The organism is Streptomyces sp. NBC_00028, from assembly GCF_045041065.1.
In the GTDB taxonomy this organism is placed as follows: domain Bacteria; phylum Actinomycetota; class Actinomycetes; order Streptomycetales; family Streptomycetaceae; genus Streptomyces.
The window spans coordinates 6,538,702-6,558,243 of the sequence record NZ_CP108293.1 but is presented as its reverse complement, the minus strand read 5'-3'; the positions used below and the strand labels follow the sequence as shown (position 1 = coordinate 6,558,243).

Annotated in this window: 18 protein-coding genes; 8 read left to right on the top strand and 10 right to left on the bottom strand. The window is 72.5% G+C overall.

What is annotated here, in order from left to right; translation table 11 throughout:
• Positions 1 to 55: 55 nt before the first annotated feature.
• Together OG885_RS29485 and OG885_RS29480 are read right to left on the bottom strand one after the other, a co-directional pair.
• Positions 56 to 769 carry a hypothetical protein gene (locus OG885_RS29485; protein ID WP_405737067.1) on the bottom strand — a complete coding sequence of 238 codons (714 nt, stop codon included), beginning with the start codon at positions 767 to 769 and terminating at the stop codon, positions 56 to 58.
• A 1-nt stretch (position 770) separates the two neighbouring features.
• Complete coding sequence (locus OG885_RS29480; RefSeq protein ID WP_399956460.1) at positions 771 to 1,316, bottom strand: sigma-70 family RNA polymerase sigma factor; 546 nt, start codon at positions 1,314 to 1,316, stop codon at positions 771 to 773.
• A 106-nt stretch (positions 1,317 to 1,422) separates the two neighbouring features.
• Here OG885_RS29480 and OG885_RS29475 point away from each other — a divergent pair, with 106 nt between their 5' ends.
• Both OG885_RS29475 and OG885_RS29470 read left to right on the top strand, forming a co-directional pair.
• Entirely contained in the window at positions 1,423 to 3,507 is a 2,085-nt protein-coding gene (locus OG885_RS29475; protein WP_405737063.1) for a TerD family protein, read from the top strand.
• Between the two features lie 107 nt (positions 3,508 to 3,614).
• Positions 3,615 to 4,640, top strand: coding sequence for an aspartate-semialdehyde dehydrogenase (locus OG885_RS29470; protein WP_405737060.1), 1,026 nt, complete (start codon positions 3,615 to 3,617; stop codon positions 4,638 to 4,640).
• Here OG885_RS29470 and OG885_RS29465 read toward each other — a convergent pair.
• Positions 4,637 to 5,107: a DUF1203 domain-containing protein gene (locus OG885_RS29465; RefSeq protein WP_405737057.1), complete on the bottom strand. Its 471-nt coding sequence runs from the start codon at positions 5,105 to 5,107 to the stop codon at positions 4,637 to 4,639. The two genes, OG885_RS29470 and OG885_RS29465, sit on opposite strands and share 4 nt — an antisense overlap.
• 121 nt (positions 5,108 to 5,228) lie before the next feature.
• On the opposite strand from OG885_RS29465, the gene pepN reads away from it, so the two are divergent.
• Positions 5,229 to 7,811, top strand: a complete 2,583-nt coding sequence (gene pepN, locus OG885_RS29460) for an aminopeptidase N (RefSeq protein ID WP_405737054.1) — start codon at positions 5,229 to 5,231, stop codon at positions 7,809 to 7,811.
• Between the two features lie 313 nt (positions 7,812 to 8,124).
• Here the strand turns inward: pepN and OG885_RS29455 are convergent, their stop codons facing one another.
• Genes OG885_RS29455 through OG885_RS29445 form a run of 3 tightly spaced genes read right to left on the bottom strand, consistent with a single transcriptional unit; the run spans position 8,125 to position 10,935 of the window.
• Entirely contained in the window at positions 8,125 to 9,027 is a 903-nt protein-coding gene (locus OG885_RS29455) for a LysR family transcriptional regulator (RefSeq protein ID WP_405737051.1), read from the bottom strand.
• A 9-nt stretch (positions 9,028 to 9,036) separates the two neighbouring features.
• Entirely contained in the window at positions 9,037 to 9,951 is a 915-nt protein-coding gene (locus OG885_RS29450) for a DMT family transporter (RefSeq protein WP_405737048.1), read from the bottom strand.
• Positions 9,952 to 9,993: 42 nt separating this feature from the next.
• The gene (locus OG885_RS29445; protein ID WP_405737046.1) at positions 9,994 to 10,935 is read right to left on the bottom strand and encodes an EamA family transporter; all 942 of its coding nucleotides are present in this window, start codon (positions 10,933 to 10,935) and stop codon (positions 9,994 to 9,996) included.
• Positions 10,936 to 11,057: 122 nt separating this feature from the next.
• Here OG885_RS29445 and OG885_RS29440 point away from each other — a divergent pair, with 122 nt between their 5' ends.
• A complete protein-coding gene (locus OG885_RS29440; protein ID WP_405737043.1) occupies positions 11,058 to 11,564 on the top strand; it encodes a MarR family winged helix-turn-helix transcriptional regulator in 507 nt (168 codons plus the stop codon).
• 1 nt (position 11,565) lies between these two features.
• Here OG885_RS29440 and OG885_RS29435 read toward each other — a convergent pair whose 3' ends face one another.
• On the bottom strand, positions 11,566 to 13,005 hold the full coding sequence (locus tag OG885_RS29435) for an FAD-dependent monooxygenase (protein WP_405737041.1): 1,440 nt from the start codon (positions 13,003 to 13,005) through the stop codon (positions 11,566 to 11,568).
• Between the two features lie 143 nt (positions 13,006 to 13,148).
• Between OG885_RS29435 and OG885_RS29430 the strand changes: the two genes are divergently transcribed.
• Complete coding sequence (locus tag OG885_RS29430; RefSeq protein WP_405737039.1) at positions 13,149 to 13,754, top strand: TetR family transcriptional regulator; 606 nt, start codon at positions 13,149 to 13,151, stop codon at positions 13,752 to 13,754.
• A 108-nt stretch (positions 13,755 to 13,862) separates the two neighbouring features.
• Here OG885_RS29430 and OG885_RS29425 read toward each other — a convergent pair whose 3' ends face one another.
• From OG885_RS29425 to OG885_RS29415, 3 genes are all read right to left on the bottom strand, one after another.
• Positions 13,863 to 14,138, bottom strand: a complete 276-nt coding sequence (locus tag OG885_RS29425; RefSeq protein ID WP_405737037.1) for a hypothetical protein — start codon at positions 14,136 to 14,138, stop codon at positions 13,863 to 13,865.
• 239 nt (positions 14,139 to 14,377) lie between these two features.
• Positions 14,378 to 16,516, bottom strand: coding sequence for a 4-alpha-glucanotransferase (malQ, locus tag OG885_RS29420; protein WP_405737034.1), 2,139 nt, complete (start codon positions 16,514 to 16,516; stop codon positions 14,378 to 14,380).
• Positions 16,517 to 16,705 carry a hypothetical protein gene (locus OG885_RS29415; protein WP_405742924.1) on the bottom strand — a complete coding sequence of 63 codons (189 nt, stop codon included), beginning with the start codon at positions 16,703 to 16,705 and terminating at the stop codon, positions 16,517 to 16,519.
• A gap of 244 nt (positions 16,706 to 16,949) precedes the next feature.
• Here OG885_RS29415 and OG885_RS29410 point away from each other — a divergent pair, with 244 nt between their 5' ends.
• The 3 genes from OG885_RS29410 to OG885_RS29400 are packed head-to-tail and all read left to right on the top strand — an operon-like array spanning position 16,950 to position 19,524.
• The gene (locus tag OG885_RS29410; RefSeq protein WP_405737031.1) at positions 16,950 to 17,483 is read left to right on the top strand and encodes a PadR family transcriptional regulator; all 534 of its coding nucleotides are present in this window, start codon (positions 16,950 to 16,952) and stop codon (positions 17,481 to 17,483) included.
• Complete coding sequence (locus OG885_RS29405; protein WP_405737029.1) at positions 17,480 to 18,166, top strand: ABC transporter ATP-binding protein; 687 nt, start codon at positions 17,480 to 17,482, stop codon at positions 18,164 to 18,166. The genes OG885_RS29410 and OG885_RS29405 overlap by 4 nt, the downstream gene beginning before the upstream one ends.
• A complete protein-coding gene (locus OG885_RS29400; RefSeq protein ID WP_405737027.1) occupies positions 18,163 to 19,524 on the top strand; it encodes an ABC transporter permease in 1,362 nt (453 codons plus the stop codon). The genes OG885_RS29405 and OG885_RS29400 overlap by 4 nt, the downstream gene beginning before the upstream one ends.
• Positions 19,525 to 19,542 lie beyond the last annotated feature (18 nt).

The window sequence follows — 19,542 nt, the reverse complement described above, 5'->3', positions numbered from 1 at the left end:
TCTCCCTCATCCGTGTTTCTCCTATGACGCGGGAGCATCGCAGATCGTTCGATCCTCATGCGCAGGTGAGCCGCCGTGACTCCGGCAGCGAGGCCTGGATCCAGGCCCGTTCCCGGGCGACCTCCCGCTCGCCGACCACCCAGTGGTCGGGCACGGTGTCCCCCTCCAGGACCCCGAACAGCACCGGGTCGCCCTTGCGCAGACCGTCGACGAAGGTGTCGTCGACGACGTACGTCAGCCGCTCGGGGCCCTTCATGTCCTGCTTGTAGTAGCGGACCACGTCCACGGTGATCCGCAACTGCACCTGGTCCGAGAGGCGTTCGACCGAGGCGACCGTCCCCTCGACGACCAGCCGGGTGCAGGCGAGGTAGTGCGGGCTGCCGAAGCGGGTGTCCGCGTCGGACTGGGACTTCTGGGCGCTGCTCGCGTCGCCCCCGGAGTCCGTGAGGCTGTCGCCGTTCGTCGCGATCAGCCAGCCCATGCCGGTGACCACGGCGGCCACCGCGGCCGTCGCGAGGGTGCCGAAGGCGAGCCTCGGGACCCAGCGCCGGGCCCGTGCGGGACGTACCGGAGCAGGTCGCGGCGAGGGACGCGGCTCCTGGGCCAACGCGTCGCCGATGAGGCCGAGTTGCTCGCGCAGGAGGGCGATGTCGGAGGTGGCCTCGCGGTGTTCCGCCAGCAGATCCGCGTCGGCCCCGTCGGGCAGTGGTTCGCCGGTGAGCGCCGCCATCAGCGCGTCGGCATCCCGGTCCCGGTGTTCGGCGGTCATGTCACACCACCTCGTCCTCGTGCAGACGGGCGCGCAGCGCGCGGACCGCCGTGTGCAGCCTGCTCTTGACCGTGCCCTCCGGGACACCGAGTTCCTGGGCGATGTCCCGCACCGGAAGATCGGCGTAGAACCGCAGGACGAGGACCTGGCGCTGGTTGTCGGGCAGTTCGTCCAGTCCCTGGGCGACGGCGAGCGAGAGCACGCTGGTGTCCTCGCCGGAGGGGTGCTCCAACTGGCGCAGAGAGGCCAGGCGTTCACCGATCCGCTCCTGCCGTCGCTTGGCGCGGTGCCAGTCCATGGCGAGGTTGGAGGCGACGACGGCCGCCCACGCGGAGACGTCGCGCGGCGCCTCGTACCCCTTCGCCGCCCGCTCCAGCAACCGCAGGCGGACCTGCTGCACCCCGTCCGGCAGGTCCGCCTGCGGTACGCCGCCGAGCGCGAGCACGGCTCGTACCCGACGTTCCTGGGCCGCGTCGAGCGGGTCGTCGGGCCCGTCATGAATGCTGTCCCCCTGGCCGCGGCGGGCCTTTCTGCGCAGCACAGCCACCCCTCTCCTCGCCGCGTTTCCTCTATGACGCCGGCTCGGGCGGAAACGTTCGGTCCGATCTCCGGAATTCTTTCTTCACATGATCTTCGCTGCCACCATGAGCCCCATGACGCACATCGTGAAGGGGGCCAACGCCCCTGTCCCCGCTGGTCTCCTGAGGGTTGCCGTCTCCCGCCGTAAGGTGCCGGGGACGCCCGTCGTGGACGTCTCGGCGCTGCTGCTCGACGCGGCGGGCAAGGTGCGCGGCGACGCCGACCTCGTCTTCCACAACCAGCCCGCGCATCCCTCGGGCGCGGTACGGCACCTGGGCACCGGGGACGGCGTGGACCAGCTCGCCGAGTGGCTGGAGCTGGACCTGCCCCGGGTGGAGCCGGCGGTGCAGCGGGTGCTGGTCGCCGCGTCCTGCGACGACGGCACCTTCGGGGCGGTGCCGGGGCTCGCGCTCCAGACCGTCACGGGCGACGGCACGATCGTCGTGCACTACGACGTGACGGACGCCGCCGGTGAGACGGCCTTCGTGCTCGGGGAGTTCTACCGGCGCAACGGGGAGTGGAAGTTCCGGGCGGTCGGGCAGGGCTGGGACTCGGGGCTCGCGGGGCTGGCGACGGACTTCGGGATCGTGGTGGAGGCGGAGCCGGTGGCGCCGGTGACGCACACCGGGGTGACGAAGGCGGCCGGGCCGCCGATCGCCGATGCCATACCGGCGCCCGCGCCGGTCCCCGCGTACACCCCGGCGCCCGCGCCCATGGCCGCACCCATGACCGCCCCCATGTCCACCCCCGCTCCCCTCGGCACCGACTTCCCGCCCCACACCCAGAGCGGCCGCGGCAACGGCGTCGTCTCCGTGGACGTACCGCTGCCGCCCGGGCCGGTGATCGTGGAGGCGCAGGTCCGGGGCGACGAATGGCTCCTCGTCGAGACGCTGAACCGGCGCAACAAGGACGAGGACACCGTCTTCAACACCACCCTGCGCGACTTCCACGGCCGCGCCCTGGTGCAGCCCCCGCGCGACCGTCCGCTGCGGATGAAGGTCAACTACGACGGCGACTGGACGATCAGGGTCCTGCCGCTGTCGGCGGCCCGTCCGCTGGGCACCCGGACCCTCACGGGACGCGGCCCCGACGTCCTCGCCTACCCGGGCACGATGGCCGATGTGAAGGTCCGCTTCGACGGGGGCGCCGACCGCGGCGAGTGGTTCGTGCTCAACTGCCACGAGGCCGAGCACTTCGACGACCTCGACGAGCACGAGATGCTGTGCAACGAGACCGGGAAGCTCAAGCAGACCGTCCCGGTCCCGGACGGCCCCCTGCTGCTGGTGATCGAGCACGGCGACGGCAACTGGGAGCTCACCGCCAAGCCGCTCCCCGTCCGCGACCCCTCGGCGGGCCGGACGACCGGCGCCTACGAGGGCCGCGGCGACCGGACGATCACCCTGCTCAACCCCCGCCCCGGGCGTCCGGCGCTGGTCCAGTACGAGTTCCCCGGAGCCAAGGCCGACTACAGCCTCGAAGTGAAGCGCGTCGACGAGTACGGCGACGAGGACGAGTGGCTCACCGGCCGCCAGCACGGCACCCGCGGCATGGCGGTGCTGTTCGCCGACGGCAGGGCCGAGCAGGCCGTACACGTCAAGTGCGCCGGCGACTGGACGCTGCGGCTGCTGCCCGAGGAGCAGGCGCCGCTGTTCACCGGCCCGGCCGAGGGCCGGGGCAGCACCGTCCTGCGCTACCAGGGCCCGCCGACCCTGATGACGGTGACCCGGACCTCGCGCGGCGACGACGAGCACCTGAGCGCGTGGTCCCTGAACCATCCCTACGGCAAGTCGACGACCATCGCCGACACGCTGGGCCGGCGGCGCCCCACCCTCGGGCCGGTGTGGGTCGACCCCGGCGGCAGCTGCTTCCTCACGGTGCGTGCCGGCGAGGACACGAAGTGGCGTCTGGAGCCGGCCCCGCTCAGCGCGGCCCCCGTGCTGGGCGCGCGGACGCCGGGTGGCTGGTATGGAGTCGTACGTCACACCGGGCCCGAGGCCGAGCTGGTGGTCGTCGGGACGGCCCTGATCCATGTCTTCGAACTGGACGAAAACCTCTTCCCGCACCGGAAACTCACCGCTTCTTCCGGTCCGTACCGCATCTCGGGCTCGATCCTCCATGTCCGCTGCCTCGGCGAGTGGACCCTCGAACTGCGCCCCTGACCCGCATGGCGTCCCATCCCTCGGGCAAACGATTGGACACACCGGCCGGTAAGAGACGCATCATGGAAACGTCCAGGCCACGCACCCGCCATGTAGAAGGAGTCGTCGTGAAGGTAGGAATCGTCGGAGCCACCGGCCAGGTCGGCACGGTCATGCGCAGGATCCTCGTGGAGCGGGACTTCCCGGTCACCGAGCTGCGTCTGTTCGCCTCGGCCCGCTCGGCGGGGACGGTCCTGGACGGCGTGACGATCGAGGACGCGGCGACGGCGGACTACACGGGCCTGGACATCGTGCTGTTCTCCGCGGGCGGCTCGACCTCGAAGGCGCTGGCCGAGAAGGTCGCCGCGCAGGGCGCTGTCGTGATCGACAACTCCTCGGCCTGGCGCAAGGACCCCGAGGTGCCCCTGGTGGTCTCCGAGGTGAACCCGCACGCCATCGCGGACCGCCCCAAGGGCATCATCGCCAACCCGAACTGCACCACGATGGCCGCGATGCCGGTCCTGAAGGTGCTGGACGCCGAGGCGGGCCTCGAAGCGCTCGTCGCCACCACCTACCAGGCGGTCTCCGGCTCCGGCCTCGCGGGCGTGGCGGAGCTGCACGGCCAGGTCCAGAAGGTCGTCGCCGACGCCGACAAGCTGACCCACGACGGCGAGGCGGTCGACTTCCCCGAGCCGCAGGTCTACAAGCGCCCCATCGCCTTCAACGTGCTGCCCTTCGCCGGCAACCTCGTCGAGGACGGGCTGAACGAGACCGACGAGGAGCAGAAGCTCCGCAACGAGTCCCGCAAGATCCTGGAGATCCCCGAGCTGAAGGTCTCCGGCACCTGTGTGCGCGTCCCGGTCTTCTCCGGCCACTCCCTCCAGATCAACGCCCGCTTCGCGCGTCCGATCAGCCCGGAGCGCGCGACGGAGCTCCTCGCCGGCGCCCCCGGCGTCGCGCTCTCCGAGATCCCGACGCCGTTGCAGGCGGCCGGCAAGGACGCCTCGTACGTCGGCCGCATCCGCCGCGACGAGACCGTCGACAACGGCCTCGCCCTGTTCATCTCCAACGACAACCTCCGCAAGGGCGCGGCCCTGAACGCGGTACAGATCGCGGAGCTGGTGGCGGCGGAGCTGAAGGGCCAGAAGGGCTAGTCCCGCCTCACCTCGTAGAGGAAGCAGCCGTACTCGACGGCCCGGACGTGGACGAGCGCCACGGCCGGGTCGTCGAACGCGTTCCGGAAGGCGTCGTCGTCGGGCGCGTCGACCAGCTCGCCGCCGAGGATGTGCCCGTCGGCGGAGTAGCGCCGGAGCGTCCGGTGCGCGTTCGCGAAGGGGTAGCCGGCGAAGTCCGGCCCCGCGCACTCCTCGGCGTGAACGAAGACGGGGCCCTGCTCGTCGTAGGCCCCCGGCTCGGCGCCCGTCTCGGCGGCCCAGCGGCGCAGCGGGGCATACGAGACGAGGGCGATCCGCTCGCCGGGCGCACTGCGCCGCAGACAGCACCTGAGCGGCGCGCCGCCCTCGTCGTCGGTCACGGGAACCGTCTCCCGCCCCGCGTCGTCGGTGGAGCGGAGTTCCTTCAGAGCGGACGGGGGGATGGGGCGTGCGGTGTGGGTGGTCATGTGTTCCACCCTCCTCGGAGTCCTCCCCGGTCACCGGCGGGTTCCGGACATCGCGTTTCGCGCGGCTCCCATGGAAGGATGGCGGAACCGCCGAACCCACCCATAACGAGGAGATGACCGCGTGCCTGGCACAAACCTGACTCGCGAAGAGGCTCAGCAGCGGGCAAAGCTGCTCACCGTCGAGTCGTACGAGATCGATCTCGACCTCTCCGGCGCGCAAGAGGGCGGTACCTACAGGTCCGTGACCACGGTGCGCTTCGACGTGGCCGAGAACGGGGCCGAGTCGTTCATCGACCTGGTGGCCCCGGAGGTCCACGAGGTCACCCTGAACGGTGACGCGCTCGACCCGGCGGAGGTCTTCAAGGACTCCCGCATCGCGCTCCCCGCCCTGCTGGCGGGCCGCAACGTCCTGCGCGTGGTGGCGGACTGCGCCTACACCAACACGGGCGAGGGCCTGCACCGTTTCGTCGACCCGGTCGACCAGCAGGCGTACCTGTACACCCAGTTCGAGGTGCCGGACGCCCGCCGCGTCTTCGCCTCCTTCGAGCAGCCGGACCTGAAGGCCACCTTCCAGTTCACCGTGAAGGCACCGTCCGGCTGGACCGTCATCTCCAACTCCCCGACCCCGGAGCCCAAGGACGACGTCTGGGAGTTCGAGCCGACCCCGCGGATCTCGTCGTACATCACGGCCCTGATCGTCGGCCCGTACCACTCGGTGCACAGCGTCTACGAGAAGGACGGCCAGTCCGTCCCGCTCGGCATCTACTGCCGCCCCTCGCTCGCCGAGTTCCTCGACTCGGACGCGATCTTCGAGGTCACGCGGCAGGGCTTCGACTGGTTCCAGGAGAAGTTCGACTACGCGTACCCGTTCAAGAAGTACGACCAGCTGTTCGTGCCGGAGTTCAACGCGGGCGCGATGGAGAACGCCGGTGCGGTGACCATCCGGGACCAGTACGTCTTCCGCTCCAAGGTCACCGACGCCGCGTACGAGCTGCGCGCGGAGACGATCCTCCATGAGCTGGCCCACATGTGGTTCGGCGACCTGGTCACCATGGAGTGGTGGAACGACCTGTGGCTGAACGAGTCGTTCGCCACGTACACCTCGATCGCCTGCCAGGCGTACGCGCCCGACAGCCGCTGGCCGCACTCCTGGACCACCTTCGCCAACTCCATGAAGACGTGGGCCTACCGGCAGGACCAGCTCCCGTCGACGCACCCGATCATGGCCGAGATCCGCGACCTGGACGACGTCCTGGTCAACTTCGACGGCATCACCTACGCCAAGGGCGCCTCCGTCCTCAAGCAGCTCGTGGCGTACGTCGGCATGGACGAGTTCTTCGCGGGCGTGCAGGCGTACTTCAAGCGCCACGCGTTCGGCAACACCCGGCTGTCCGACCTGCTGGGCGCGCTGGAGGAGACCTCCGGGCGTGACCTGAGCACCTGGTCGCAGAAGTGGCTCCAGACGGCCGGTATCAACATCCTGCGCCCCGAGATCGAGACGGACGCGGCCGGTGTCATCACGTCCTTCGCGATCCGCCAGGAGGCCCCGGCGCTCCCCGCGGGCGCGAAGGGCGAGCCGACGCTGCGCCCGCACCGCATCGCGGTCGGCCTGTACGAACTGGACAGTTCAGAGGCCGCCAGCGGCAAGCTGGTCCGCGACGAGCGCGTCGAGCTGGACGTCGACGGCGAGTTGACGGCCGTACCGCAGCTGGTCGGCAAGCGCCGCCCGGCGGTCGTCCTGCTCAACGACGACGACCTGTCGTACGCGAAGGTCCGGCTGGACGAGCAGTCCCTGGCGTTCGTGACGGAGCACCTGGGCGACTTCGAGTCCTCCCTCCCCCGCGCCCTGTGCTGGGCGTCGGCGTGGGACATGACGCGAGACGCCGAGCTGGCCACCCGCGACTACCTCTCCCTCGTCCTCTCGGGCATCGGCAAGGAGTCGGACATCGGTGTCGTGCAGTCCCTGCACCGCCAGGTGAAGCTGGCGATCGAGCTGTACGCCGACCCGACCGCCCGCGAGGCGCTGCTGACCCGCTGGACCGACGCCACGCTGGCGCACCTGCGGTCCGCCGCGGCGGGCAGCGACCACCAGCTGGCGTGGGCGCGCGCGTTCGCGGCGACGGCCCGTACGCCGGAGCAGCTGGACCTCCTGGACGCCCTGCTGGACGGCTCGCAGACGATCGAGGGCCTGGCGGTGGACACCGAGCTGCGCTGGGCGTTCGTGGAGCGCCTCGCGTCGGTCGGCCGCTTCGACGAGGCGGAGATCGCGGGCGAGTACGAGCGGGACAAGACGGCGGCGGGCGAGCGTCACGCGGCGACCGCCCGCGCGGCGCGTCCGACGGCGGAGGCGAAGGCGGAGGCCTGGGCGCAGGTCGTGGAGTCCGACAAGCTCCCGAACGCGGTGCAGGAGGCTGTCATCGGCGGCTTCGTCCAGACCGACCAGCGCGAACTCCTCGCCTCGTACACCGACAAGTACTTCGAGGTGGTCAAGGGCATCTGGGACACCCGCTCCCACGAGATCGCCCAGCAGGTCGCGGTCGGCCTCTACCCGTCGATCCAGGTCTCCCAGGAGACCCTGGACAAGACGGACGAGTGGCTGACGTCGGCCGAGCCCAACGCGGCCCTGCGCCGCCTGGTCTCGGAGTCCCGGTCCGGCGTCGAACGCGCCCTGAAGGCCCAGGCGGCGGACGCGGCGGCGGAGTAGTAGCCGGTACGAGGATGAGGGGCGCCCAGCGCGATGCGGGGCGCCCCTCGTTTGCCTTGGGGGCGACAGCCAGTGGAGCGTGTGCGGGCCGGTGGGGGCTGGTCGCGCAGTTCCCCGCGCCCCTTAGGCATCCGCAGCGGGCGCCAGTCGCCATGCGCCCCCGCGTAGCTGCGTCCCCGCGTAGCTGCCTCCCCGCGCCCCCGTGTAGCTGCGGGCAGTCGTGCCGCTGGGGCGGCACGGGTGGGCGCAGCGGCACCCCGCCAGCGCGGGTGAGTGACACCCACCCCCGGCCGGCCCACACGCCGGGCAACCGTCAACCCAGTCCCGCAGCAACGCCTTCCAACGCCTCCATCACCCGCCTCACCACGACCCCCGCCTCGCTACCCCGCCGTACCGCCGCCACCACATGCCGCACCGGCCGGTCCACCCCCAGCTCCCGCATCACCACCCCGCCCCTCCCCACCGCAGCCATCCGCGGCACCAGCGCCACGCCCATCCCGGCCTCCACCATCGCCAGGATCGCCGTCCACCCCGCCGCGGAATGCCCCTGCCGCGGCGTGAACCCTGCCGCCTCGCACGCCCCCCGCGTGATGTCCGACCACGGCCCGCTCCCCCCGAAGATCCACGCCTCCCCGGCGAGATCGGCCAACCGCAACCCCTCCACGCCCGCCAGCTCATGCCCCCGCGGCAGCGCGACATCCAACGGGTCCGCCAGCAGCTCCACCCGCGTGAACCGCCCGTCCCCCACCACCGGCGCCTGCGCGGCCAGCGACAGCGCGAGGTCGACCTCCCCGGCGGCCAGCAGCTCGTACGCCTCCCCCGCCTCCGCCTCCCGTACCCGCACACTCACCCCGGGCGACGAGACCCGCAACGCCCGAACGGCGGGTACGACCAGCGCGGGCACCGCGGTCGAGAAGGCACCGACCCGCACCTCCCCCACCTCGCCGCGCACATGCGCCGCCAACTCCGCGTCCGCCCGCTCCAGTTGCTCGAACACGGCCTCGGCGTGCCGCAGCACCAGACGGGCCGCGTCGGTGAGCCGTACCCGCCGCCCCTGCGCCTCCAGGAGCGGCACCCCCAGCTGCTTCGCCAGATTCGTCAACTGCTGCGACACCGCGGACGGCGTCATCCGCAACGCCTCGGCCGTCGCGGTCACGGTGCCCTGCTCTCGCAGCGTCCGCAGGATGTGCAGTTTTCGGATGTCCCACTCGGCCATGAGGGCAACCTACGCACGCCGACCGGCGGCGCCCCACGTCACCCCGCCGAGGATCAGCCCCATGCACAGCGCCTGCACCGGCCCGAACGTCTCCCCGAGCAGCGCCCAGGACAGCAGGGCCACGCACACCGGCTGGAGGTAGTACACGACCCCGGCACGGGCCGCGCCGACCAGGGCGATCGCCTTGTTCCAGGCGAAGAAGGCGATCGCGGAGGAGGCGACCCCGACGTACACCAGCGGCAGCACGGTCGCGGTGGTCGGCGTGAAGCCTCCCTGGACCGCGAGACTCACCCCCTGCGCGGGCAGCAGCAGCCCGACGCCGACGAGAAACGTGGTGAACAGGAAGGCGGCGCCGCCGAGTTCGGCGGGCCTGCGCCGCAGCAGCGCGCTGTACCCGGCGAAGCAGCAGGCCGCGCCGATCATCCACAGGTCCCCGGCCGCAAACCCGGCGCCCCCGCCCATCAACAGCAGCACCCCCGCGCAGGCGATGAGCAGCCCGGCGACCCGGCGCCGCCCGAGCCGTACGCCGGAAGCCCGCTCGAACACCGCCATCAGCACCGGCGACGCGGCCATGATCAGGCCCATGGTGGCGGCGGGAGTGGTCAACCCGGCCTGGTTGACGAGGGTGTTGTAGACGGTGACGCCGAGGAGCGAGGCGAGGACGACGAAACCGAGCCGGCGCCGGATCAGCGCCCGCTGCCGCCAGGCCTGCCGCGCCCCGAACGGGGCGACCGCCACGAGCGCGACGATCCAGCGCCAGAACGCCTGCTGGACCGGCGGGACGCTGTCGTGCAGGGCACGGGAGGCAACGAAGCTGCCGGACCAGACGACGGTCGCGAGGGCGGCGCAGACGACCCCGAGGGCGGCGCTCTGCGCGGCCCTCGGGGTCGTACGGGTGGGGGTCCTTTCGAGGACGTCGGTCACACAGGTCCTTCCGCTGGTCTTACGTCGGTGATCTCGGTGGATCTACCGTCGCAGCGCCACACCTGTCACGTCCATCGAATCTTTTCGAGCGTTCTTTTCAGCAAAACTGAACGATTGCACCGGAGCGGCAGGAGGCCGCTGCCGGAGCTGCCCGGCCACCGTCGCCCCGAACGCCAGCGCCATGCCCGCCAGCTGGAGCGGCGTCAGCGTCTGACCGAGCGCCGCCCAGCCGACGACCGCGGCGGTCAGCGGGGAGAGCGGGCCGAGGAAGGTGACCTGGGTGGCCGTGAGCCGACCGATGCCGCGGAACCAGAGCCAGTACGCGACGGCCGTGTTGGCGAGCGCGAGGTAGAGGTAGCCGCCGATCGCCCGTCCGTCCAGCGCCGGCGGGGCGCCCTCGACGAGGAAGGCGAGGGGTGCGATGAGCAGTCCGCCCGCGGTCAGCTGCCAGGCGGTGAGCGCCAGCGGTCCCACCCCGTCCGGGCGGCCCCAGCGCTTGGTGAGCACGGTGCCGGTGGACATCGACGCGGCGGAGGCGAGGGCCGCGAGGACGCCGACCGGGTCGAGGGCTCCGGCCGCCTTCAGTACGACGAGACTGACGCCGAACGCGGCCACCACCCCGGTGAGCACACTGCGGGTCGTGGGCCGCTGCCCCAGCAGCACCGCCGACAGACCCACCACGAACAGCGGCCCGACCGACCCGACGACCGCCGCCATCCCGCCCGGCAGCCGGTACGCCGACAGGAACAGCAGCGGGAAGAAGGCGCCGATGTTCAGCGCGCCGAGCACCGCGGCCTTCCCCCACCAGAGGCCGCGCGGCAGCACCCGGGCGAGGGCCAGCAGGACCAGACCGGCGGGCAGGGCCCGCATCAGGCCGGTGAACAGGGGGCGGTCGGCCGGGAGGAACTCGGTGGTGACGGCGTAGGTGGTGCCCCAGGAGACGGGGGCGAGGGCGGTGAGCAGGACGGTCGCGGTGCGGTTCACGACTCCCCCAAGTGACGGCGACTTCGACGAATGAAGCTTGATGGAAAGTAGCTTAGCGCTAAGCAACTTTTAGTCAAGCCACTTTCTTGCGGGTGACCCTGTGCGCCGCCGATACTCGACCCATGAGTGCCCAGCGCAAGGACCCCGTCGACACGATCGTCGACCAGTGGGCGGCCGTACGACCGGACCTCGACACCAAGGCGATGGAGGTCTTCGGGCGGATCTTCCGCCTCTCCCGCGCCATGGGCGACCGCATGGAGAAGGCGTACGCCCCCTACGGCATCGCGCGCGGGGAGTTCGACGTCCTGGCCACCCTGCGCCGCTCCGGCGAGCCCTACACCCTCTCCCCCCGTCAGCTCTCGGGCACGCTGATGCTCACCACCGGTGGCATGACCGGCCGCCTCGACAAGCTGGAACGCGCGGGCCTGATCCGCCGCTCCCCCGACCCCCACGACCGCCGCGGCCTCCAAGTGACGCTGACCGACAAGGGTTTGACCGTCGTCGACGCGGCGGTCGGCGCCGGGCTGGACGCCGAGACCGAGGCGCTGTCCGCCCTGAACGCCGAACAGGCCGGCCAGCTGGCCGACCTGCTGCGGGAGTTGCTCGCCGGGACGCCCGAGTCCCGTTAGTTCAGCCGACGTCGGCGGCGAGCGCCGCCTCGATCTGCGCGGCGTCCGCCGCGTCCGCGGCCCAGGCCACGTATCCGTCGGGCCGCACCAGCACGGTCGTACGGCGGTCGCTCGCCCAGCGTTCCACGGTCAGCCGGTCCTTGCGGGTGCCCCGGTCGTCGTAGGCCCCCGGGGTGATCAGTACGAACCGGCCGCCGCGCAGGGCCTCGTAGAGGCGACGACCGCCCGTCAGGGCCACGTCGGGGACGCGGGTGCCGGTGAGGCGGTGGGCGCCGCGGGGGGCGGGGTAGCGGTAGCCGATGCCGGTGAGTTGGCCGACCATCCTGCGGCGGGCCGGGGCGACATGGGCGAGGACCGTGGTGAGCGTCGCGCGCAGGGCCAGCTCCCAGGGGCGCTTGGCCATGGCGAGACGGACCAGGCCGCCGCTGCTGCGCAGGACCGCCTTGCCGACGGGGTGCCGTTCGGCCTGGTAGGTGTCGAGGAGGTCGGCGGAGGCGTGGCCGCGGATCACCTGGGCCAGCTTCCAGCTCAGGTTGGCGGCGTCCTGGAGGCCGGTGTTCATGCCCTGCCCGCCGGCCGGGGTGTGGACGTGGGCCGCGTCCCCGGCGAGGAAGACCCGGCCGACGCGGTAGGCGGGGGCCTGGCGTTCATCGCTGTGGAAGCGGGACATCCAGCGGGCGTCGTACATCCCGAAGTCCCGGCCGAGCGCCGCCCGGGTGACCTCCTTGACCTCGGCCAGGTCGAGGGGCTCGCTGTCGGGGACGTTCCGGGCGCGGTTCCAGCCGATCACCCGGTAGTAGCCGTCGCCGAAGGGCGCGAGGAAGGCGAAGGCGTCCCCGACGGTGTTGACGGTGAGCAGCGTCTCGGGCTCCTCGGCGAGCCGCACGTCGGCGAGGACGACGGAACGGATGACGGACTTGCCGGGGAACGGCAGCCCGATCGCGTCCCGCACGGCACTGCGCATCCCGTCGGCGCCGACGACGTACGCGGCCCGGAGCGTCTCGGCGCCCTGGGGCCCACGCACCTCGACCGTCACGCCGTCTGCGTCCTGGAGGAGGCCGGTCACCTCGGTCTCGTGGCGGAACTCGACGCCCGCCGCCACGGCCCGCCGCTCCAGAACCTCCTCGACCTCGTACTGCGGGAGGACGAGGAGGTGGCGGAAGCGGGAGGGGAGGGCACCCAGGTCGACGGTGAGGTCGCCGAAGAGGCGGAGGCGGTCCAGCGGCTGACCGACCGCCTCCAGGTCGTCGGCGAGTCCGCGGGCGTCGAGCTGCTCCAGGGTGCGGGCGTGCAGGACGAAGGCGCGGGAGAGGTTGCTGATCTTGTGCGGGCGCTTCTCGACGAGGGTGACGGGGACACCGGCGGTGGCGAGGTCACCGGCGAGGAGGAGGCCGGTGGGGCCGGAGCCGACGACGATCACGGGGTGGACGGTGCCGTTCATAGAGGGCCTCCTGTTGCCAACGCTTGTACGCCAACGCTTGTATGCCAACATCTGTTTGCCAACGCTCGTTGACGAGACTAGAGCCCTGCCCGGCATTGAGTCAACGGTTGTTGGCAAACAGATGTTGGCCTACGCTTGTAGGCATGAACGGCACTTCCCCCGCCCCCGGGCCCACCACCCCCTCGCCCAGTGCCCGCGCCCGCCGCTCCGAGGCGACGCGCGACGCGATCCTCGTCGCGGCCCGCGAGCGGTTCGCCGCCGACGGGTACGAGCGGGCCACCATCCGCGCCATCGCCAAGGACGCGAACATCGATCCGTCGATGGTGATGCGCTACTACGGCAACAAGGAGGGCCTGTTCGCGGCGGCCGTCACCGTCGACCTGCGACTGCCGGACGCAGGCGGGCTGTCGCCGCGGGACGTGGGCGCGGTCCTGGTGCGGCACTTCCTCGACATGTGGGAGGACGACGAGGTCCTCACCGCCCTGCTCCGGGTCGGCGCGACCAACCAGGCCGGGGCCGAGCGCATGCAGGGCATCTTCCGGGACCAGTTGCTGCCGGTGGCCCGGCGGGTGTGCCCCGATCCCGAACAGATCCCGGCGCGGGCCGCGCTCGCGGCGTCGCAACTGCTCGGCCTCGCGCTGACCCGGTATGTGCTGCGGATTCCGCCGGCGGTGGCACTGCACCCGGAGGAGATCGTGGCGTGGCTGGGGCCGACGGTGCAGCGGTACCTCACGGCGCCGAGCCCCTGAGCACACGTCGAGGGCGCCGGCCTCGCCCCCGTAGGGACGGGGCCGGCGCCCTCGTGAACGTGCGGTGACCGGTGGAGCCGTACCCTCAGCCCCTCGGTCGGTCAGGCGTCAGGCGTTGGCCTTGGCCTTGGCCTTGCCCTTGGGCACGCTGACCCGGTGGTCCGCGTGCGACTTGTCCAGGACCAGCACCAGGCCCGCGATGACCGCGAAGATCGCGAGCGGGGCCAGGACGTAGAGACCCAGCGTCTCGATGACGCTCAGGCCAGGGCCGGGGTCGTCACCGTCGTCGCGGGTGAGCGCGAGCGCGGGAGACGTCATGAGCAGCATCATCAGCGTCGTACCGGCTGCCAGAGCACCGGCGCGCAGGGCGTTCTTCTTGTCCACGGTGCCAAAGTATCCAACGCGGCTCCGGAGCGCGCGCCCGGGGGTGCGTAAGAGCCGTGCGCCCCAGCCGGGCCACCTGCCAACCCGCCGCAGCTGCGGGCAGTCGTGCCGCAGGGGCGGCACGGGTGGGCGCAGCGGCACCCCGCAAGCGCGGGCAAGCGCAACGCCCCCACCGCAACCCCCACCCCACCCGCACCCGACACACCGCGCCTCACCCCACCCCGCTCAGCCCACCCCCCTCACCCCAGCCCCCGCAACACCTCCACGAGCGCGTACAACCGCGGCTCCGCCGCCAGTTCCTCCAGCGTCACCGGCCTCCCCTCCGCGTCCGCGATCGGGAGTCGCCAGTTCGGGTACTGGTCCCATGTGCCGGGCAGATTCTGGGGTCGCCGGTCGCCGACCGCGTCCGGCAGCCACACGCCCACCAGCCGTGCCGGTGTCCGCAGCAGGAACCGGTGGACGGCCTGGACCTCGGCCTCCTCCGTCGACGTGCCGTGCCCCCCGCCCGTGCCGTGCAGCAGCCCCAGCCTGGCCAGTACCTCCAGCCACTCCCCGGTGTCGGCGGCGGCCTCGGCGCGTTCCTCGGCCAGGCCGCGCGTCAACAGCCCGAGCCGGTGCCGGAGTTCGACGTGGTCGCCGCTGAGCCGGGCGGCGGTCGACGGCAGGTCGTGGGTGGTGGCGGTGGCGAGGCAGTCGGCGCGCCAGCGTTCGGGCGGCAGCGGGCGGGCGTCGCCTTCCCAGTCCCGTTCGAACCACAGCACCGAGGTCCCGAGCACCCCGCGCTCGCGCAGCGTCTCGCGCACCCCGGGCTCGACGGTCCCGAGGTCCTCGCCGATGACCATCGCCCCGGCCCGCGAGGCCTCCAGGACCAGGATCGCGAGCATGGCCTCGGCGTCGTAGCGGACGTAGGTGCCCTCGGTGGGCGGCAGCCCCTGCGGCACCCACCACAGCCGGAACAGGCCCATGACATGGTCGATGCGCAGTGCGCCGGCATAGCGGAACAGGGCCCGCAGGAGCCGCCGGTACGGCGCGTAGCCGGACTCGGCGAGCCGGTCGGGGCGCCAGGGCGGCAGCCCCCAGTCCTGGCCGCGCGCGTTGAAGGCGTCCGGCGGGGCGCCCACCGACATCCCGGCGGCGAAGTACTCCTGCTGCGCCCAGGCGTCGGCGCCCAGGGGGTGCACGCCGACCGCGAGGTCGTGGACGACACCGACGGCCATCCCGGCGTCGCGGGCCGCGCGCTGGGTGGCGGCGAGCTGGGCGTCGGTGAGCCAGGCGAGCCGCGACCAGAAGTCGACGCGGTCCATCAACTCGGCACGGGCGCGGGCGGTTTCGCCGGAGCGGGGGTCGCGCAGCGCGGCCGGCCAGCGGCTCCAGTCCGAGCCGTGCACCTCCGCCAGGGCACACCAGGTGGCGTGGTCCTCCAGTGCCTCGCCCTCCTCGGCGAGGAAGTCGGCGTAGGCGGCGCGCCGGCCGGGTCCGAGGGGCACCTCGTGGACGAGTTCCAGCGCCTCGCGCTTGAGTTCCCACACGGCGTCCCGGTCGATCAACGCCTCTTTCCCCAGCACCGCTTCGCGCAGCAGCGCGGCGCGTTCCGCCAGCGCGCGGAGACGGTCGCGGTCGGTGACGTACGGGTACTCGTCGACGTCCTCGACGCGCAGGTGCACGGGGTCGGGGAAGCGGCGGGAGGAGGGGCGGTAGGGCGAGGGGTCGGTGGGGGCGCCGGGCACGGCCGCGTGCAGCGGGTTGACCTGGACGAATCCGGCGCCGAGCGCGCGGCCCGCCCAGGCGGTGAGTTCGCCGAGGTCGCCGAGGTCGCCCATGCCCCAGGAACGCCGGGAGAGGAGGGAGTAGAGCTGGACGAGCAGTCCGTACGAGCGTGCGGTGGGGGTGGGGAGCCGGGCGGGGGCGACGACGAGGTGGGCCTCGGCGACCCGGCCGTCCGGTGCCGTGGCGGTCAGCCGGTGCACTCCGGGCGGGAGTTGCTCGACGGAGGAGCGCTCCTCGCCCTGCTCGGTCTCGATTTGCAGCCGAGTGCCGTCGGGCAGGGCGTCCAGCGCCGCGCACGCACCGCCGTCGAACCAGCGCACGACCGTGGGCGGCAGCAGTCGCGCGGCCAGCTCGCGTTCCCGCGCGGCGAGCGCGGCGGCGGGGTCGCCGGTGTCGACGCCGAGGGCGGTGAGAGCCCGGATGACGGCGGCGGCGGAGGCGGCGACGGTGCGGTCGGGGGCGGGGCTGTAGGAGGTGGCGACGCCGTGCAGCCCGGCAAGCCGGGAGAGCTCCTCGGACGGGGGCCCGGAATCGGACGCGGGCCGAGGATCGGGCGAGAGCCCGGAATCGGACGGAGGACCGGAATCGGACGGGGGCTCGGCAGCGGTCATCTACAGCTCCGCATCGGCATCTGACTCGCTGGTCAGCGGGGCGGCGTCGGCAAGGGGAGGCTCACTGGTCAGGGGCTCGGCGTCGGGCAGCGGCGGTTCGCTGGTCAGCGGGGTCTCGGCGCAGGCTCCCTCGGCGCTGAAGACGCACAGAAGCGCCTCGTCGGGTTTGGACAGGGCGGCCGGGAGCAGGGGGCTGGTCGGTGCGGCCACGGGGGCCTCCTCGGGGGTACGGCGGCGTGACGGGTCATCGCAGCCCTACCCAGCGGTCGCGGCGGCAGACGTACGGAGGGGAAGAACGTGCTGTTCGTCATGTTCCGGCCCGCTTCCTCATCCGTCCACCGATCACGTCTCCGGTCACTCTCCATCCGACTTCCTCCGATCTTCCTCCGATCACTATTCACTCAGTACATGTATCGAGTGCATAATGATCGCCATGAGCACCCGCCATATCCTGCTGGGGCTGCTCGCCTCAGGGCCGAGCCATGGCTACGACCTCAAGCGACGCCACGACGAACGTTTCCCGCAGGCCCGCCCACTGGCCTACGGGCAGGTCTACACGACCCTTCAGCGCCTGGTCCGCGACGGACTCGCCGAGATCGACGCCACCGAGTCGGAAGGCGGCCCGGAGCGTACGACCTACCGCTCGACGACCGAGGGGGAACGTGAACTCGGCCGCTGGGCCGAGGAGATCGCCCCGCCCGCCCCCTTCGTGACGAACGAGATCTTCGCCAAGGTCGTCGTCTCGATCCTGGCCGGCGGCGACCCGGAGGCCTATCTGCGCGCCCAACGGGCCGCCCACATGGGCCGGATGCGGGAGCTGACGCAGCTGAAGACCGCCAAGGGCGCCGATCTCGCGACCGTCCTCTCGGCCGACTACGCCCTCAACCACCTAGACGCCGACCTCCGTTGGATGACCACCACGGCGGGCCGGCTGACCACTCTGACCGCGGAGGTCGAGACAGTATGAGCACCCCAGTGCCGCTCCTTGCGGCGCGCGATCTCGTGAAGGCGCACGGCAGGACCGAGGCCCTGCGCGGCGCCTCCGTCGAACTGCGGGCGGGCGAGATCCTGGCCGTGACCGGTGCCAGCGGCAGCGGGAAGTCGACGCTGCTGCACTGCCTCGCGGGCATCGTCCGCCCGGACGAGGGCTCGGTGAGCTACGCCGGGGACCGTCTCGACACGCTCCCGGAGAAGCGGCTGAGCGAGCTGCGGCGCACGGAGTTCGGGGTGGTGTTCCAGTTCGGGCAGCTGATCCCGGAGCTGACCGCCCTCGACAACGTGGCCCTGCCCCTGACGCTGGCCGGCATCGCCCGCAAGGAGGCGCAGTCCCGCGCCGGGGAGTGGCTGGAGCGGTTCGGCGTACGGGGGCAGGAGGCGCTGCGCCCCGGCGAGCTGAGCGGCGGCCAGGCCCAGCGGACCTCGCTGGCCCGGGCCCTGGTCACCGGGCCGCGCATCGTCTTCGCGGACGAGCCGACGGGCGCGCTGGACTCCCTGGCGAGCGAGCAGGTCATGACGGCGCTGACCCACACGGCCCGCGAACAGGGCACGGCGGTCCTGCTGATCACGCACGACGCCCAGGTGGCGGCGTACGCGGACCGCGAGGTCGGGCTGAGCGACGGGACCCTGGCCGCGCAGGAGGTGGCCGCGTGACGACCTCGTACGCAGCCGATCTCCGGCTCGCCTGGCTGCTCACCCGCGGTTCCGACCGCCGGGAGTGGTGGCGGGTGCTGCTCACCGGTGCCGGGGCGGCGCTGGCGACGGGCCTCGGGCTGACGGTCGCCGTGCTGCTGTCGATGCGGGGGCAGTACTCCGTCGGCAACGGTCTCGACGTGCTCGACCAGCCGGGCACCCGCGCCGGCGTGATCGCCGCGCTGATGCTGCTGCTCCTCCCGGTGCTCGGGTTCCTCGGGCAGTGCGCCCGGGTCGGCGCGGTGCACCGCGACCGGCGGCTGGCCGGGCTGCGGCTGGCCGGAGCGACACCCGGGCAGGTGCGGCGGATCGCGGCGCTGGAGTCGGGGCTGGCCTGTCTGGCCGGTTCCGCGGTGGCGACCCTGTTCTCCCTGCTGATCCTGGTGCGGCTGTCGAGCCCCGCCCCGCTCGCCTGGGCGGGCATCGCCGTCGTGGCCGTCCTGGTGCCGGTCCTCGGCGCGGTGGTGAGCGCGTTCGCGCTGCGCCGGGTGGTGACCTCACCGCTGGGCTGGATAAGGCGGGTGCGGCCGGCCCGGGGTCCGGGGCGGCTGTTCCGGCTGGCGACCACGCTGCTCGTCCTGCTGGCCCTGTACATCGCGACGACCCCGTTCTTCGGCAACCCGTTCGACTTCGCGCTCGGCCCGTTCACGATCTTCGCCATGTGTCTGCTCGCCGGTGCCGTGTCGGTGTGGCTGACCGGCGCCTCGGCCCGGCAGCTCGGCGAGGGCCTGGCCGCCCGCGCCAAGAGCCCGGCGGTGCTGATCGCGGCGGAGCGGCTGCGCGACGACCCGTGGGCGGCGGCCCGTACCCATGCCGCGGTGCTGCTGGTGACGGTGATCGGCTCGGGCTTCCTGGGGGTGCGGCAGGTGATGCTGTCGCTGCTGCGCGAGCGGGAGAACCACTACGCGGAGGACATCGGCTACTACGAGAACGGCCTGAACCTCACCGGCCTCGCGGTCCTCGTCGCCCTCGCCCTGGTGCTTACCGCGCTCGCCGTCGGCACCGCCGAGTCCGTCGCCACCCGGCGCCGGGGCCTGGCCGCGCAGACCGCGAGCGGAGTGCCGTACTCGGTGCTGGCGAAGGCCACCCTGCTGGAGACGGCGATCCCGCTGGCCCCCGCGACCGTGGTGGCCGGGCTCGGCGGGACGGCGATCGCGGCCTGGTACACCGCGGCCGCCTCCGAGCACGGGTCGCCGGCGGTGCCGTACCTGGCGCTGCTGGTCCCGGTGGCGGTGTACGCGGCGAGCCTGCTGGCCGCGGCCACCTCGCTGCCGCTGCTGCGGCGCGGGCTGCGCCCGGCGGAGCTGCGGTACGCGTAGTCACTGAGCTGCCCCGGG

Coding starts and splice junctions, on each gene's coding strand:
- OG885_RS29435 (WP_405737041.1), bottom strand. CDS start 13,005: ATGAACGGCACCGTCCACCCCGTGATCGTCGTCGGCTCCGGCCCCACC.
- OG885_RS29455 (WP_405737051.1), bottom strand. CDS start 9,027: ATGGCCGAGTGGGACATCCGAAAACTGCACATCCTGCGGACGCTGCGA.
- OG885_RS29410 (WP_405737031.1), top strand. CDS start 16,950: ATGAGCACCCGCCATATCCTGCTGGGGCTGCTCGCCTCAGGGCCGAGC.
- OG885_RS29440 (WP_405737043.1), top strand. CDS start 11,058: ATGAGTGCCCAGCGCAAGGACCCCGTCGACACGATCGTCGACCAGTGG.
- OG885_RS29475 (WP_405737063.1), top strand. CDS start 1,423: ATGACGCACATCGTGAAGGGGGCCAACGCCCCTGTCCCCGCTGGTCTC.
- OG885_RS29485 (WP_405737067.1), bottom strand. CDS start 769: ATGACCGCCGAACACCGGGACCGGGATGCCGACGCGCTGATGGCGGCG.
- OG885_RS29465 (WP_405737057.1), bottom strand. CDS start 5,107: ATGACCACCCACACCGCACGCCCCATCCCCCCGTCCGCTCTGAAGGAA.
- OG885_RS29405 (WP_405737029.1), top strand. CDS start 17,480: ATGAGCACCCCAGTGCCGCTCCTTGCGGCGCGCGATCTCGTGAAGGCG.
- OG885_RS29430 (WP_405737039.1), top strand. CDS start 13,149: ATGAACGGCACTTCCCCCGCCCCCGGGCCCACCACCCCCTCGCCCAGT.
- malQ (WP_405737034.1), bottom strand. CDS start 16,516: ATGACCGCTGCCGAGCCCCCGTCCGATTCCGGTCCTCCGTCCGATTCC.